General features: G+C 43.6%; 15 protein-coding genes and 1 riboswitch. Of the genes, 12 read left to right on the plus strand and 3 right to left on the minus strand.

Annotated elements, in window-relative coordinates:
• The first annotated feature begins 10 nt into the window (after window positions 1-10).
• From ACW6QP_RS03925 to ACW6QP_RS03960, 8 genes are all read left to right on the plus strand, one after another.
• Window positions 11-604 (plus strand): precorrin-2 dehydrogenase/sirohydrochlorin ferrochelatase family protein, encoded by a 594-nt coding sequence (locus ACW6QP_RS03925; RefSeq protein WP_457909539.1) that lies wholly within the window; start codon window positions 11-13, stop codon window positions 602-604.
• Window positions 597-1,661, plus strand: a complete 1,065-nt coding sequence (locus ACW6QP_RS03930; RefSeq protein ID WP_457909540.1) for an NAD(P)/FAD-dependent oxidoreductase — start codon at window positions 597-599, stop codon at window positions 1,659-1,661. The genes ACW6QP_RS03925 and ACW6QP_RS03930 overlap by 8 nt, the downstream gene beginning before the upstream one ends.
• A gap of 149 nt (window positions 1,662-1,810) precedes the next feature.
• Entirely contained in the window at window positions 1,811-2,230 is a 420-nt protein-coding gene (locus ACW6QP_RS03935; RefSeq protein WP_457909541.1) for an OsmC family protein, read from the plus strand.
• A 149-nt stretch (window positions 2,231-2,379) separates the two neighbouring features.
• Window positions 2,380-2,488: riboswitch (SAM riboswitch) on the plus strand.
• A 50-nt stretch (window positions 2,489-2,538) separates the two neighbouring features.
• A complete protein-coding gene (locus tag ACW6QP_RS03940) occupies window positions 2,539-3,555 on the plus strand; it encodes a homocysteine S-methyltransferase family protein (RefSeq protein ID WP_457909542.1) in 1,017 nt (338 codons plus the stop codon).
• A gap of 3 nt (window positions 3,556-3,558) precedes the next feature.
• Entirely contained in the window at window positions 3,559-6,237 is a 2,679-nt protein-coding gene (gene metH, locus ACW6QP_RS03945; protein WP_457909543.1) for a methionine synthase, read from the plus strand.
• Window positions 6,238-6,418: 181 nt separating this feature from the next.
• Window positions 6,419-7,375, plus strand: a complete 957-nt coding sequence (gene metF, locus ACW6QP_RS03950; protein ID WP_457909544.1) for a methylenetetrahydrofolate reductase [NAD(P)H] — start codon at window positions 6,419-6,421, stop codon at window positions 7,373-7,375.
• 24 nt (window positions 7,376-7,399) lie between these two features.
• The gene (locus tag ACW6QP_RS03955; protein WP_457909545.1) at window positions 7,400-8,491 is read left to right on the plus strand and encodes an acyloxyacyl hydrolase; all 1,092 of its coding nucleotides are present in this window, start codon (window positions 7,400-7,402) and stop codon (window positions 8,489-8,491) included.
• Window positions 8,488-9,261, plus strand: coding sequence for a head GIN domain-containing protein (locus ACW6QP_RS03960; protein ID WP_457909546.1), 774 nt, complete (start codon window positions 8,488-8,490; stop codon window positions 9,259-9,261). The genes ACW6QP_RS03955 and ACW6QP_RS03960 overlap by 4 nt, the downstream gene beginning before the upstream one ends.
• 80 nt (window positions 9,262-9,341) lie before the next feature.
• Here ACW6QP_RS03960 and ACW6QP_RS03965 read toward each other — a convergent pair whose 3' ends face one another.
• The 3 genes from ACW6QP_RS03965 to gldA form a co-directional block, all read right to left on the minus strand.
• Window positions 9,342-9,668: a helix-turn-helix domain-containing protein gene (locus ACW6QP_RS03965; protein ID WP_457909547.1), complete on the minus strand. Its 327-nt coding sequence runs from the start codon at window positions 9,666-9,668 to the stop codon at window positions 9,342-9,344.
• A 37-nt stretch (window positions 9,669-9,705) separates the two neighbouring features.
• Complete coding sequence (locus ACW6QP_RS03970) at window positions 9,706-10,038, minus strand: type II toxin-antitoxin system RelE/ParE family toxin (RefSeq protein WP_457909548.1); 333 nt, start codon at window positions 10,036-10,038, stop codon at window positions 9,706-9,708.
• Window positions 10,039-10,132: 94 nt separating this feature from the next.
• Window positions 10,133-11,050 (minus strand): gliding motility-associated ABC transporter ATP-binding subunit GldA, encoded by a 918-nt coding sequence (gene gldA / locus ACW6QP_RS03975; RefSeq protein ID WP_457909649.1) that lies wholly within the window; start codon window positions 11,048-11,050, stop codon window positions 10,133-10,135.
• Between the two features lie 364 nt (window positions 11,051-11,414).
• On the opposite strand from gldA, the gene ACW6QP_RS03980 reads away from it, so the two are divergent.
• The 4 genes from ACW6QP_RS03980 to ACW6QP_RS03995 are packed head-to-tail and all read left to right on the plus strand — an operon-like array spanning window position 11,415 to window position 15,333.
• Entirely contained in the window at window positions 11,415-12,242 is an 828-nt protein-coding gene (locus ACW6QP_RS03980; RefSeq protein ID WP_457909549.1) for a prephenate dehydratase, read from the plus strand.
• The gene (locus tag ACW6QP_RS03985; RefSeq protein WP_457909550.1) at window positions 12,239-13,387 is read left to right on the plus strand and encodes a pyridoxal phosphate-dependent aminotransferase; all 1,149 of its coding nucleotides are present in this window, start codon (window positions 12,239-12,241) and stop codon (window positions 13,385-13,387) included. The genes ACW6QP_RS03980 and ACW6QP_RS03985 overlap by 4 nt, the downstream gene beginning before the upstream one ends.
• Window positions 13,384-14,232 carry a prephenate dehydrogenase gene (locus tag ACW6QP_RS03990; protein WP_457909551.1) on the plus strand — a complete coding sequence of 283 codons (849 nt, stop codon included), beginning with the start codon at window positions 13,384-13,386 and terminating at the stop codon, window positions 14,230-14,232. The genes ACW6QP_RS03985 and ACW6QP_RS03990 overlap by 4 nt, the downstream gene beginning before the upstream one ends.
• Before the next feature lie 15 nt (window positions 14,233-14,247).
• On the plus strand, window positions 14,248-15,333 hold the full coding sequence (locus ACW6QP_RS03995; protein ID WP_457909552.1) for a chorismate mutase: 1,086 nt from the start codon (window positions 14,248-14,250) through the stop codon (window positions 15,331-15,333).
• Window positions 15,334-15,439: the final 106 nt, after the last annotated feature.

A 15,439-nucleotide genomic window follows, 5' to 3' on the forward strand; every position in this document is an offset into this window, starting at 1 on the left:
GGGCCGACTTATGGAAGAAAGAAACGAATTATACCCGGTTTTTTTAAAGGTGAACCAGCTAAACATTCTGGTGGTTGGCGGCGGAAATGTGGGCCACGAAAAACTGCATTTTCTGTTTAAATCAAGCCCCAATGCCAATGTAGAAGTGGTAGCAAAATGGTTTTTGCCCGAAACTGAAGAGCTGGCCAAAAAGCACGGCGCAAAACTTACAAAGGGGCGGTACCGCAGGAAATATTTAAAAAAGCGCCATATCGTGATTGCAGCCACTAATAATGAGAAACTCAATAAGAGAATTCATCGGGATGCTAAAAAGCGCTACCTGCTGGCCAATATCGCCGATACGCCCGAACTCTGCGATTTTTATATGGGAGGAATTGTAAATAAAGGACACGTGAAAATTGCGATTTCCACCAATGGAAAATCCCCCACCACGGCAAAACGTCTAAGGCAATTTTTCGAAGAGGTGATTCCTGAAAATGTAAATAAAATGGTAGAAAATTTAAATGAATACCGAAGCACCATAAAAGGCGATTTTGAAGCCAAAGTGGCACAAATGAATACTATAACCGAATCATTAAAAGCAAAAAACAAGACCGATGATTAAGACTGATATCCTGATAATAGGAGCCGGCCCAACCGGACTATTTACCGTATTTGAGGCAGGTTTATTAAAGCTGAAGACGCATTTAATAGATGCCTTACCGCAACCCGGCGGGCAGTGTTCCGAGATTTATCCGAAAAAACCCATTTATGACATTCCCGCCTTTCCTGAAATTTTAGCGGGAGACCTGGTAGGAAATCTTATGGAGCAAATAAAACCTTTTCAACCGGGATTTACCTTAGGTGAACGTGCCGATACGCTGGAAAAACTGGACGATGGTACCTTTATAGTCACCACAAATAAAGGCACCCAACACCACGCCCCGGTGGTAGCCATTGCCGGTGGTTTGGGGTCTTTCGAGCCCAGAAAACCGCCAATCCCGAATATCGCCGATTTTGAAGATAAAGGGGTTTCCTATTTTATCAAAGACCCAGAGGTTTATCGCGATAAAAGGGTTGTGATCGCCGGGGGTGGCGATTCGGCTTTAGACTGGGCGATTTATTTGGCCGATGTAGCTTCTGAAGTAGCCCTGGTGCATAGACGCGAAGAATTCAGGGGAGCATTGGATTCGGTAGAAAGAGTTTCAGAACTGGCAAAACTCGGCAAGATAGAGATGATCACCAATGCCGAGGTGGTTGGCCTGCGGGGAGAAGATAAGCTCGAGCAGGTGGTGATTCGACATAAGGATGTGGCTAGAGGTGAGGAATTCAGGGAAATCGATGATTTTATTCCGCTGTTTGGCTTGTCGCCAAAACTGGGGCCCATCGGAAACTGGGGTCTGGAAATTGAAAAAAACGCGATCAAGGTAGATAACTCTTACGATTATCAAACCAATATCCCCGGCGTTTACGCCATAGGCGATGTAAATACCTACAAAGGGAAATTGAAATTGATCCTTTCCGGTTTTCACGAGGCGGCTCTTATGTGTCAAAGCGCTTATAACCGTATCTATCCCGATAAAAAATACGTATTGAAATACACCACCGTTGGTGGGGTAACCGGTTTTGACGGAAGCAAAAAAGAGGCGAAAAAAGAAGTGGTACAGAGCATTAGTGTATAGGATGCTCCCCTCCTTTTTAAGGAGGGGTGGCCGATAGGCCGGGGTGGTTTAAGTTTAGACCTCACAGGTTTTTGAAACCTGTGAGGTCTGTAGGCTAGTGAGGTCTATTTTCTCCAGCTTTTTCCTAAATTTGATAAAAATTAAATTCTATGAAAATTCAGCTGAAGCGCTTAAACGATAATTATCTTTTTGAAACCAAAAACGAACGCGGTGATGTGGTACTGCTCGACAATAAAACCGAGGAAGAGCCAAAAGGATCGAGTCCTATGGATTTAGTGCTTCGTGCCATAGCCGGCTGCAGCAGCATAGACGTGGTAATGATTCTGAAAAAACAAAAGTTGGAACCCGAAGATCTACAGGTTGAAGTAGAAGGTTTTAGAGAGGGAGGAGTTCCCAACGTGTTTAAAAAAATTCACCTGGATTTTCTGCTCAAGGGAGACATCCCTGCTGCCAAAGCCAAAAGAGCGGTGGAGCTTTCGATGGAAAAATATTGTTCGGTTTCCAAAATGCTGGAAAAGGCGGCTGAAATCACATTTGCGGTTAAAGTCAATGGTCAGGAGGTTATTTAATTCAGAATTAATTGAGGGTGATTTTCCTTATTCCAGAATAAACTGGGCATTAAGCCAATAAAATTCAGAAATCCTTAAAAATAAGGGGCTGGCTTTGTGAATTAAAGTTCGCCCCTTATATTTGCCGGTTCAAAGTTCATTTTTTACTATCGTTATCAAGAAAGGTTGAGGGAATAGACCCTGTGAAACCTTGGCAACCCTCCTGTAATGGGAGAAGGTGCTAAATTCTACTCTGCTACGGGCACAGATAGATAACAAAAACAAGCTTCTTTCCTGCTTCTTTTTTTGATGCGATTTATTGCGATATTATGTCAAAATTAGAAGAACAACTCAAACATAAAATATTGATCCTGGATGGTGCGATGGGCACTATGCTTCAGGAGTATAAATTCACCGAAGAAGATTTCCGCGGAAAACGCTTTGCCGACTGGCCGGTTTCCCTGCAGGGAAATAACGACCTCTTGTCTCTAACCCAGCCTGAAGCCATTGCGGCCATTCACCGCAAATACTTCGAAGCCGGCGCTGATATCGTGGAAACCAATACTTTTTCTGGTACCAGCATCGCGATGGCCGATTACCAGATGGAAGACCTGGTCTATGAGCTCAATTATGAGTCGGCCAGAATTGCCAAAAAAGTAGCTGAAGAAGTTACAGCTCAGAATCCTGATCAACCACGTTTCGTTGCCGGAGCGATTGGACCAACCAATAAAACCGCGAGTATGAGTCCAGATGTGAACGATCCCGGATTCAGAGCTATTTCTTTTGAAGAATTACGACTGGCCTACAAGCAACAGGCCCGGGCGCTGATTGAAGGAGAAGTGGATATTTTGTTGGTTGAGACGGTTTTTGATACCCTGAACGCAAAAGCCGCACTTTTTGCTATCGAGGAACTTAAGGAGGAGTTACAAACAAATATTCCTGTTATGGTAAGCGGTACGATTACCGATGCTTCGGGGAGAACACTCTCGGGCCAAACCGCCGAGGCTTTTTTGATTTCGGTTTCTCATATTCCGTTATTAAGTATAGGTTTTAATTGTGCCCTGGGCGCAAAACAACTCACTCCGCATCTTGAAGTTTTAAATCGTTACGCTGAAACCGGGGTTTCGGCCTACCCCAATGCGGGTCTTCCCAATGCCTTTGGGGAATACGACCAGGATGCCGAAGAAATGGCAAGCCAGATAAAAGAATACCTGGAAAAAGGCCTAGTGAATATTCTGGGTGGTTGCTGTGGCACCACGCCTGGGCATATCAGGGCTATTTCAGAAATAGCGAAAAATTATAAACCAAGGCCCTTGAAAAAATCACAAATTCCGGAAAGCGTATAGATTATGGCAGAGAAGAGAGCATTAAAATTATCTGGCCTGGAGCCGCTTGTCATTACTCCTGAAAGCAATTTTGTAAATGTAGGGGAGCGCACCAACGTGGCCGGTTCTAAAAAGTTTCTGCGGTTAATCAAGGAAGAAAAATTTGAAGAAGCTCTGGACGTGGCCCGGGAACAGGTTGAAAATGGTGCCCAGATCATCGATATCAATATGGATGACGGGTTGATAGAAGGCAAAGAAGCGATGGTGAAATTCCTTAACCTTATCGTAGCCGAGCCCGATATCGCCAGGGTGCCTATAATGATAGACAGTTCAAAATGGGAAATCATCGAAGCCGGGCTTCAGGTGGTGCAGGGAAAATGCGTGGTGAATTCGATTAGCCTCAAAGAGGGCGAAGCTGAATTTTTAGAACACGCCAAAAAGATCAAACGCTATGGAGCGGCGGTAATCGTGATGGCCTTCGATGAGGTAGGCCAGGCCGATAATTATGAGCGCCGTATAGAGATCGCAAAACGTTCGTATGATCTTTTGGTAAGAAAAGTAAATTTTCCTCCGGAAGATATCATTTTCGATCTCAATATTTTTCCGGTAGGCACCGGGATGGACGAGCATAAAAGAAATGCGATAGATTATATCGAAGCCACGCGTTGGGTCAAGGAAAATCTGCCTCACGCGAGTTTGAGTGGAGGTGTGAGCAATGTGTCCTTTTCCTTCCGCGGAAATAATCCCGTAAGGGAGGCGATGCACTCGGTGTTTTTGTACCACGCGATTAAGGCCGGGATGAATATGGGAATTGTGAATCCGTCCTTATTGGAGGTGTACGATGAAATCCCAAAAGATTTGCTCGAGCACGTGGAAGATGTAATCCTGGATCGGCGCGAAGATGCTACCGAGCGCTTGTTGAATTTTGCCGAAACCGTAGTGGGTTCTAAAAAGGAGAATAAGATCGACCTTTCCTGGAGGGAGAATCCGCTTCAGGATCGAATCACCCACGCCCTGGTTAAAGGTATCGATGCCTATATTATTGAAGATATCGAAGAGGCCCGGCAGGAAGCCGAAAAACCCATTGAAGTCATCGAAGGTCATTTGATGATCGGGATGAATGTGGTGGGCGATCTCTTCGGAAGCGGGAAAATGTTCCTTCCACAGGTAGTGAAATCGGCCAGGGTGATGAAAAAAGCGGTGGCGTATTTATTACCCTTCATCGAAGCTTCCTCGTCCGCCAAACGCCAATCGGCTGGCCGCGTACTAATGGCAACCGTAAAAGGCGACGTTCACGATATTGGAAAAAACATCGTGAGTGTGGTGCTGGGTTGTAATAATTATGAGATCATAGACCTGGGGGTGATGGTACCACCAGAAAAGATCATCGAAACTGCCAAGGCCGAAAATGTAGATGTTATAGGCCTTAGCGGACTCATCACTCCATCGCTGGACGAGATGGTTTTTCTGGCCAAAGAAATGCAGCGGCAGAATTTCAAGGTGCCGCTTTTAATTGGTGGGGCTACCACTTCGAAGGCACATACTGCGGTAAAAATCGATCCCGAATATCAAAGTGCTGTGGCCCATATCAATGACGCCTCCCGGGCGGTAACTGTGGTGGGCGATCTTTTGAAAGAAAGCTCTCGCCAAAGATATATGAGCGATCTCAAGGAAGAATATGATAAATTCAGGAAGAATTTTAAAAAGCGTAGCAAGCATAAAACTTATTTAAGTTTGGAGGAGGCCAGGGAAAATAAGTTTAGAATAGATTGGGGAACTTCAGAGATCAAGGCTCCGAATGAACCCGGGATTCAGGTGATTGAGGAATTTGAACTGGAGAAGTTGTTGGATTATATAGATTGGAGTCCATTTTTCAGAAGCTGGGATTTGCACGGAAGATATCCGCAGATTCTCGAAGATGAGGTGGTGGGCGAGCAGGCCAGATCGCTATTTGCAGATGCTAAAATTTTGCTGAAGCGAATTCTGGATGAAAAACTCCTGAAGGCGAAAGCGATCTTTGGTCTTTTCCCGGCTAATTCTGTTGGAGACGACGATATTGAAATCCGTTATGAGGAGAATTCCGAAGAAAAGACCAAAGTTTTCAGAACGCTTAGGCAGCAACTTAAAAAACACGGTGACCAGCCCAATTTCGCGCTGGTCGACTTTATTGCGCCTCGGGAGAGTAAAATTCAGGATTACCTGGGCTGTTTTTGTGTGACCACCGGATTTGGAACCGAAGAACTGGCTGCAAAATTTGAAAAAGATCACGACGACTATAATTCGATAATGGTCAAAGCCCTGGCCGATCGCCTGGCTGAAGCCTTTGCCGAATATTTGCATAAAGAAGTACGTACCAGGCATTGGGGTTATTCAGCCGATGAAGATCTAAGCAACGAAGACCTGATAAAAGAAAACTATAAAGGAATTCGCCCTGCGCCAGGTTATCCGGCCTGTCCCGATCATTTGGAGAAAATAAGTATTTGGGAAGTGCTGCAGGTAGAAAAACGCATTGGGGTAAAACTTACCGAAAGCCTGGCAATGTGGCCGGCATCCAGCGTTAGTGGCTATTATTTTGCCAACCCTGAATCCCGGTATTTTGGCGTGGGAAAAATCAAGGATGACCAGGTTTTAGATTTTGCCTCCAGGAAAGGAATTTCCGAAGAGAAAGCCCGGAAATGGTTGAATCCGAATATCGCCGATTAAAAGCCCCTCCTGGCCTCCCCAAAGGGGAGGAATTTGGAGATATAAATTATCAATTTTTCGATTTTCAAATTTTAAGAGCGCAGGAAAATTAAAGTTTTATAGTATTGAAATAGTTTAATAAATTAAAATTCACCCAACTCCCCTCTCCCGATAGCTATCGGGAAGGGGCTGGGGGAGGCCTATGAAGATAATTGAACATATAGAAAAAGCTAAAGGAAGATCTTTGTTTTCCTTTGAAATTTTACCGCCTTTAAAAGGGCAGAATATACAGTCGATTTATGATGGAATAGATCCTTTGATGGAATTCAAACCGCCATTTATTGATGTAACCTATCATCGTGAGGAATATGTGTATAACGAGCAGGACAATGGTTTGCTGGAAAAGAAGATCGTTCGTAAACGCCCCGGGACGGTGGGCATCTGTGCGGCGATTCAAAGCAAATATGGCGTAGACGCCGTACCTCATATCCTCTGCGGCGGATTTTCAAAAGAGGATACCGAGAATTTCCTGATCGACCTGGATTTCCTGGGAATTCAGAATGTAGTGGCTCTGCGTGGCGATGCGGTGAAAAGCGAGATCTATTTTAGTCCGGAGCCTGGCGGAAACCGATTTGCCAAAGATCTCGTGGAACAGATCAAAGGTATGAACTGCGGAAAATACCTGGATGAGGTGATTGAAAAAGGACACAATACCGATTTCTGCATAGGCGTAGCGGGTTATCCCGAGAAACATATGGAAGCGCCAAGTTTAGACAAGGATATTCAGCGGTTAAAGGAGAAGATCGAAGCCGGGGCCGAGTATGTGGTTACCCAGATGTTTTTTGATAATTCAAAATATTTTGAATTTGTAGAAAAATGCAGGGCAGCCGGGATCGATGTGCCTATCATCCCAGGATTGAAGCCTATTGCAACCAAGAGGCAGCTGAGTATTATTCCACATAGATTTCACGTAGATATGCCCGAAGATTTGATTCACGAGGTCGAAAAATGTAAAGACAACAAGCAGGTGAGAGAAGTGGGCGTAGAATGGGGAATTCAGCAAAGCAAGGAGCTTATTGCCGCCGGGGTCCCGGTGCTGCATTATTATTCGATGGGGAAAAGCACCAATATTCAGAAAATAGCACAGGCGGTTTTTTAGCAAATTCCCCTACATTTGCGGGTAATGAAGCAATTTTTCGCCCTTATTCTTTTGCTTACCGGAACTAACCTTTTTGCACAGCCCAAAAATAATTTTTCGGCCGATGCCAGTTATTTCTATGGAAGTATTATTGAGCATAATCCGCATATCGCACATTTGCGCACCGGCCACCCCCGCGGATTCATCCTGGGCTTTAATAAAAAAAGTTTTGGATTTGAAGAATGGGAAGCCCGCTACAATTATCCCGATGTGGGAGTTTCATTCAGTTATCAGGACCTGCAGGAACCTGCTTTGGGCGAGAATTTTGGGCTGTATGCACATATGAATTTTTATTTGCTGAAGCGATTATTGATGTTCCGCATTGGGCAGGGTTTGGCCTATGCCGGGAACCCATATCATCCCGACGAAAATTACCGAAACAATGCCTATGGCTCCCGCTTGCTTAGCAGCACCTATTTGATGGCCAATCTTAAAAAAGAGAATATTTTGGCCGGGTTGGGGCTTCAGGGCGGGATTTCAGTGATACATTATTCCAATGCCGATTTTAAATCGCCAAACACCAGCACCAATACTTTCAGCTTCAATTTAGGTGTGAATTATGATTTGAACCGGGGAGATTCACCCGAATATATTCCGAAGAACAGAGAAAAATATTCTGAACCCATTCATTTGAATCTGGTGCTTCGCGGCGGGGTTAATACGATGGGGATTATTGGATCACCTCAATATCCGTTTTTGACCTTTTCAGCCTATGCCGATAAACGTCTCAATTATAAAAGCACCCTGCAGGCGGGAAGTGAACTTTTTCTCTCCAAAGCTATGGCCGAGCGTATAAGATATCAGTCAATCGCATTTCCGCAGGGCGACACCAGGGGAGATGAGGATTCCAGGCGGGTTGGAGTTTTTGTGGGGCATCAGCTTACTTTCGATAAATTATCGGTGATCACGCATTTGGGATATTATGTGTACTTTCCATACGAGCATTATGTAAACCAGGTGTATAATCGCGTTGGCCTGCAACGAAAAATTACAGAAAAGCTATGGGCATCGCTAAGTGTGCGTTCACATTGGGCCAATGCCGAAGCCGTGGAACTTTCAATTGGATATCGTTTATGAAAAGCTTCGGAATATTGCTGGCGATTTTGTTGATTTTTGGATGCAGTTCTGAAAATTCTCCAGATTGCTTGCAGACTTCAGGTGAAATGATTTCTGAAGAGATCGCAGTAGCAGGTTTTGAGGAAATCCAGGTGTTTGATAATGTGAAATTGATTCTCGAACAAAGCCCTGAAACCAAAGTTGTGGTCAAAACCGGAAGAAATCTGTTGCCGCAAATTAGCGTGGAGGTGGTGGGTGACCGATTGGAATTGCGCAATGAGTCGGGTTGTAAATTGTTTCGCGAAAATGATGTGATTGAAGTTTATGTAAGCACCCCGAATCTAAGCTGGCTTCAAAACAGCAGTTATAAAAAAATAGAAAGCCGGGGTATTTTGAAATTTCCGGACCTTTGGCTAAGGTCTATCAACCAGGAGCGGGACCCCGATATTTATACCAATGGAGATTTTGACCTGGACCTGGAAGTTGAAAACCTGAGAATAACCAGCGATCATATTTCTAATTTTTACCTGAGAGGAACCGCCGAAAATTTCAATTTATTCATCGCCAACGGAGACGCCAGAATTGAAGCCGGGGAGTTGAAAGCTCAACACATCGACCTGATGCATCGTGGTTCCAATAAACTTATTTTGAATCCGCGGCAATCGATTAGCGGCGATATTTATAGTTTTGGAGATGTGATTGCCGTTAACCGTCCGGCCGAGGTGAGGGTGACAGAGCATTATAGCGGAAGGCTTATTATAAGCCCCCCGGCCCCCGAAGGGGGAGATTAAATTTTGTCTTATCCTAAAAAAATGGTTTGTTGATAAAGAGGGATAAGAGTTTTTCTTTCAATAAATATTAAAAAAGTTTTCTACGCTATATTAAAATGCTCCTCCTTAAGTTCTATGCTGAATTTAATGTTTGCTTTTAATGCGTGAAAGACTTTTAAAATGGTTTCCACGGTCACATTTTTAGCATTTCGCTCTAACTTTGAGATTTGAGATTTCTGAACCCCCACCAACTCTCCCAACTGTTCCTGGGTTAACTGTCTTTCTTTTCGCACCGACTTTATCATTTCCCCCAATATCTCTAATTTTAGGTCAAATTCATATTTATCCCGATTCGGGCTGCCTTCTTTACCTAGATGCTCATCTTTCATTTGATCGAGTGTCATCATTTTCATTTTAGTCTTTTCCATAGCGGTATTTATTTTTATTTCAGATGCCTGGACAAGGTTAATAGTTGAAATATCCAGACCTAATTTTCTTCGCTTTTTCGATTTCAGACTTTGGAACTTTACCTGTCTTCTTTATTATTCCGTGAGTCGAGATTACCAGAGTATTTGAATTATCTTTTTTATCCCAGAAAGCAAATAACCTGTATTGTAATCTGTTAAACTTTACGCGAAACTCCCAAATCTCCTCAGTGAGCTTTTTAAAAATTTTTGGATCATTGATGTACCTGGCTTTATCGAGATTATAGAAGATTTTTTTCCTGACTTTGGGCTCCTGTTCATTAAGAAACTCTATAGCCTCTTCTAAAAAGACAATTTCAAATTTAGAGTCCATTTATTTGACAACCAGGATTTAAGTTGTGTAAAGATATTATTAAGTTGTAATATATGGAAACTTTTTTAACCGAATTTTGATCGATTGTAGAGGGCTAGGGGGCCTGCTTCGTTAATTCAGCAAAAAGGCTTTCCAGGTTTTTGGTTTTTTGATTAAGCTGAAGGGTTTTGAGTCCGTTATCGTGGGCGAAGTCGAAAACTGCAGGTCGCATATCTTTTTTGGTGTCGAAGTGCAATTCCCAGTTAAATCCGCCAATATTTCTGGCCTGACTCAAATGCGGTAGGCGTTTAATCGCTACGGGTTCTATCTGGTAGTCGAACTCCACAAAAATTACCTGTTCGTTCTCATCGCGCAGGTCTTTCAGGTATTTATTGGCTACGATTTTTCCCTTGTTGATGATGATCACCCGGTCGCAAATCGCCTCGACTTCCTGCATAATATGGGTAGAAAGAAAAACGGTTTTGCCTTTTTCCCCATCCTGTTTCCCGATATTCTTTATAAGGTTTCGTATTTCCAGAAGTTGGTTGGGATCCAGGCCGGTGGTAGGTTCATCGAGAATTAGTACTTCGGGATCGTGCAGCAGGGCCGCGGCCAGCCCAACGCGCTGGCGATAACCTTTGGAAAGTTGCTCAATGCGTTTATTGGCTTCAGGCGTTAGGCCGGTAAGCGAAATTACCTCTTCGATTCGGGATTGGGAAATGCCATACACCCGGGCATTGAATTCCAGGTATTCCCGCACATACATTTCGGTATACAGCGGATTATGTTCAGGCAAATACCCGATATTCTTCTGAATGCTATGCAGGTCGTCTTCAAGAGAAATTCCGGCTATTTGAGCGCTACCTTCTGAAGCCGGTAAATATCCGGTTAGAATTTTCATAAGCGTAGACTTTCCCGCGCCATTAGGCCCCAAAAAACCAACAATCTCGCCTTTTTCTACGGTAAAGCTAAGCTTATCAAGTGCCTTTTGTGAACCGTAAAATTTGGAGATTTCCTGTACCGAAATAGACATACTGCTTATTTTTTTCAAAAATAGGGATTTATAGCAGAAAGCTTCAGCCGGAGAAGCATTATTGATTTCGGAATTCCGAGGGATAAAAAATCGGAGAATTTGGAGATTTATAATTAGTGTTTGGGAAAAATGATCAACTTCACAAAAAGCAAAAATTTTTAGCAGAAAGAGTTTTTCAAATTGAAATTATATTCTACTTTAGCCGCATAACATTGAAGTAATGAACAATCTAATTAGCTGGAACGCATTCTATTATTTTTATTTCTATTTCAGGAATAGGAACGGGAATGCTGTATAGTTAATTGAGAAAATTATATAAAAAAGTCCCGGTGTAGATCGGGACTTTTTTTTATGCCTTTTTTAAATGGAAAGAAAAATAGCAATTCAGGGAATTCAGGGTTCATTTCACCATTTGGTGGCTCAGCAATTTTACGGCGAAGAAATCGAGGTGCTGGAATGTATGTCTTTTGCCGGCCTGGCTAAAAGCCTTGTAAATGGCGAGGCTACCGAAGGGGTGATGGCGATTGAGAATTCGATAGCCGGTTCTATTCTGCCAAATTATGCCCTGATTGATGAAAATAATCTGAAAGTAGTGGGCGAGCATTACATTCCCATAGATATGAATTTGATGGCTTTGCAGGGGCAAAAAATCGAAAATATCAAGAAGGTGTATTCGCATCCCATGGCACTTTTGCAATGCAAGGAATTCTTTAAAAAGCATCCGCATATAAAACTCATAGAAGATGCCGATACCGCCGAGGTGGCGCGAAGAATTTCAGAAAAACAAAGTCATAAAGTAGCAGCCGTGGCCAGTACAGCAGCGGCTCAAATTTTTGGACTGGATATACTTGCCAAAAGCATTCACACCAAAAAGAGCAATGCCACCCGGTTTTTGATTATTAGCACCAAAAGCAAGCAGCCCAACGGCGAGGTGATCGATAAGGCCAGTTTAAAATTTGAACTTGAAAGCAAACGCGGCAGCCTGGTTTCGGTTTTGAATATCCTCAGGGATTTTAATCTGGATATGACCAAAATTCAAAGTATGCCCATTATTGAAACCCCCTGGAAATACTCATTTTTCGTGGATGTGATTTTCGAAGAATTCCAAGAGTTTGAAAAGGCAATGGAAATAGTAAAAGTAATGACCGAAGACCTTAAAATCTTCGGAACCTATAAAAACAGCTTGATATGATAGCACAGGCCAACCGATTAAACCAGGTGCAGGAATATTATTTTTCGGCAAAACTTAGAGAGGTTCGCGCCCTCGAAGCCGCCGGGAAGGATATAATCAACCTGGGCATAGGCAGTCCCGACCTGCCCCCGCCACCGCAGGTGATCAAGGCCTTGAACGAGGCGATGTTCAATTCTAATGCGCATCAATACCAACCCTATAAAGGCACAGCCGATTTTAGAAATGCCATCGGCGGATTCTACCGCGAAAAATATGGAGTTTCGCTGGAACCCGACACCGAAATTTTACCATTAATGGGTAGCAAGGAAGGAATTCTGCATATTTCTATGGCTTTTTTGAATAAGAGCGATGAGGTGTTGATCCCAGATCCCGGCTATCCTACTTATACTTCGGTGACAAAATTGGTGGAGGCCAATCCGGTTTATTATCATCTTTCTGAAGAAAATATCTGGTTGCCAGATTTGGAGGCTTTGGCTCAAAAAGACCTGAGCAGGGTGAAATTGATGTGGGTTAATTATCCGCATATGCCTACCGGGGCTTCCGCTACCGATGCACTTTTTGAAAATCTGGTAGAATTCGCCAGGAAGCATCAAATTCTCGTGGTGAACGACAATCCTTACAGTTTTATTCTGAATGAACAGCCTAAAAGTATTTTACAGGCCAATGGCGCCAAAGAGGTGGTCCTGGAACTAAATTCTTTAAGCAAAAGCTTCAATATGGCGGGCTGGCGTGTGGGAATGCTCTGCGGAAGTGAGCAGAATCTAAACACCGTGCTTAAGGTAAAAAGCAATATGGATAGCGGGATGTTTTACCCGGTACAGGCCGGTGCCGCTGCTGCCTTGCGCTTAAATGGGAACTGGTTTGGCGAACAAAATGAAATTTACCAAAAACGGAAACAGGGAATTCTAAAGCTGGCTGAAGCACTGGATTGCAAACCTGCCCCAAAACAGGCCGGGATGTTCGTGTGGTGTAAGCTTCCGGCAGGCACTTCAGCTGAAGCATTTGTGGATTTCCTGCTGGAGAAGTACAGCATTTTTGCCGCCCCGGGATTTATCTTCGGAAATAATGGCGAAGGCTATGTAAGATTTTCGCTTTGTGCTTCAGAAGAAGAAATACACAGGGCTTTAAAACGGGTGACAGGATGAAAATTCAGATAATTGGAATAGGGCTTATAGGCGGGTCGTTTGCCATAGATCTAAAATCGGTTTTTCCGGAAGCTCATATTAGTGGCTGCGATAAGAACCCGGCACATTTAAAACAAGCCCGGGAATTGGGAATAATAGATGCAGTTTCAGGAATAGAGCAGGCCTCTCAATTCGAGGTGGTAATTGTGGCCGTGCCGGTAGATGCGGCTCCAAAGGTGTTGCTTCAGGTTTTAGATGCAGTGGGCCCCGAAACCCTGGTTTTTGATGCCGGGTCTACCAAGGCCGACGTTTGCAAAGCCGTGGCCACGCATCCCAACCGGCGGAATTTTCTGGCGGCCCACCCCATTGCAGGAACCGAATTTTCGGGTCCCAATGCCGCCATTGCGAATTTGTACCGCAATAAGACCAATATTATTTGCGAGGTGGAGAAAACAGCGTTCAGGCTTCAGGAAAAGGCGCTGGAAATATTTCAGAAACTTGGAATGCGCATTCGTTATATGGACCCCGGGTCTCACGACCGGCATATTGCTTATGTTTCACATCTCTCGCATATAAGTTCTTTTATGCTGGGAAAAACAGTGCTGGAAAAGGAAAAAAACGAACGGGATATCTTCGACCTGGCCGGGAGTGGGTTTGCTTCAACGGTGAGGCTTGCTAAGAGTTCTCCTGAGATGTGGACGCCTATTTTCAGACAAAACAAAACCAATGTGCTGGAAACTCTAAATGAATATATCGCCAATCTCACCCGCTTTAAAGATCTTCTTGAAAAGGATGAATTTGAAGAAATTTTTGGAGAGATGCAGCGAACCAATCATATAAAAACAATTTTAAACGGAATACATTAAATTACAACTTGAATTATGGAAAACAGGAAAGAAATGAGAAAATGGCTGGACGATTTCAATTTGGATCATCCACTGGTTATCGCCGGGCCCTGTAGCGCAGAAACCGAAGAACAGGTTTTAAAAATCGCTCATCAACTTAAGGATACCGATGCCACGGTACTTAGAGCAGGAATCTGGAAACCCCGAACCCGACCCGGGAATTTTGAGGGTGTGGGCGCCCTGGGTCTAAAATGGCTTAAAAAAGCCAAGGAAGAAACGGGAATGCTAACCACTACAGAGGTTGCTAATCCGCACCACGTAGATCTGGCGCTGGAAAATGATGTGGATATTCTCTGGATAGGGGCAAGAACAACGGTTTCTCCCTTTATCGTGCAGGAAATCGCCGACGCATTAAAAGGAACCGACAAAACCGTATTGGTGAAAAATCCGGTGAATCCAGATCTTTCGCTTTGGTTGGGAGCTGTAGAACGCCTGCACACTGCCGATATCAAAAACCTGGGCGTGATTCATCGTGGGTTTTCAGCTTACGAAAAGACAAAATACCGAAACAACCCTGAATGGCAGATCGCGATCGAACTTCAGAATAAATTTCCCGATTTGCCGCTAATTCTGGATCCTTCTCATATTGCCGGAAGACGGGATATCATTTTTGATCTTTGTCAAACCGCGCTTGACCTGAATTACGACGGATTGATGGTAGAAACCCATCATACTCCAGATGACGCCTGGAGTGATGCAGCCCAGCAAATTACCCCCGGTACTTTAGTTCAGATTATGAAAGATCTAAAAATAAGAAAGGAAGTTTCAGAAAGCGAAGAGTTTCAGTCGAAGCTTAGCAATTTAAGAGCGCAAATCGATGTGGCCGATAATCAGCTTATCGAGCTATTGTCCCGAAGAATGAAAATTTCCGACGAAATAGGGAGAGTGAAAAAAGATCAAAATGTATCGGTATTGCAAACCAAGCGTTGGAACGAGATTTTAGGGAATATGGTGTTGGAAGGTGAACGCCACGGCTTAAGCGAAGAATTTATTCTAAGGCTTTTCAAAGCGGTACATCAGGAATCTATAAACCACCAGGAAAAAATAATGAAGGCCAAATAATTGAGTTTTTCCATAATTCTGCCTTTTTATAGAAATGAGGTTGGCTTTTGTTATTTTAGCGGAAATTATAAGAAAAAAGCTGTCTAAGAGCATTTAAAATTTAGGC

The sequence above is a fragment of the Salegentibacter haimaensis genome, from assembly GCF_054121495.1.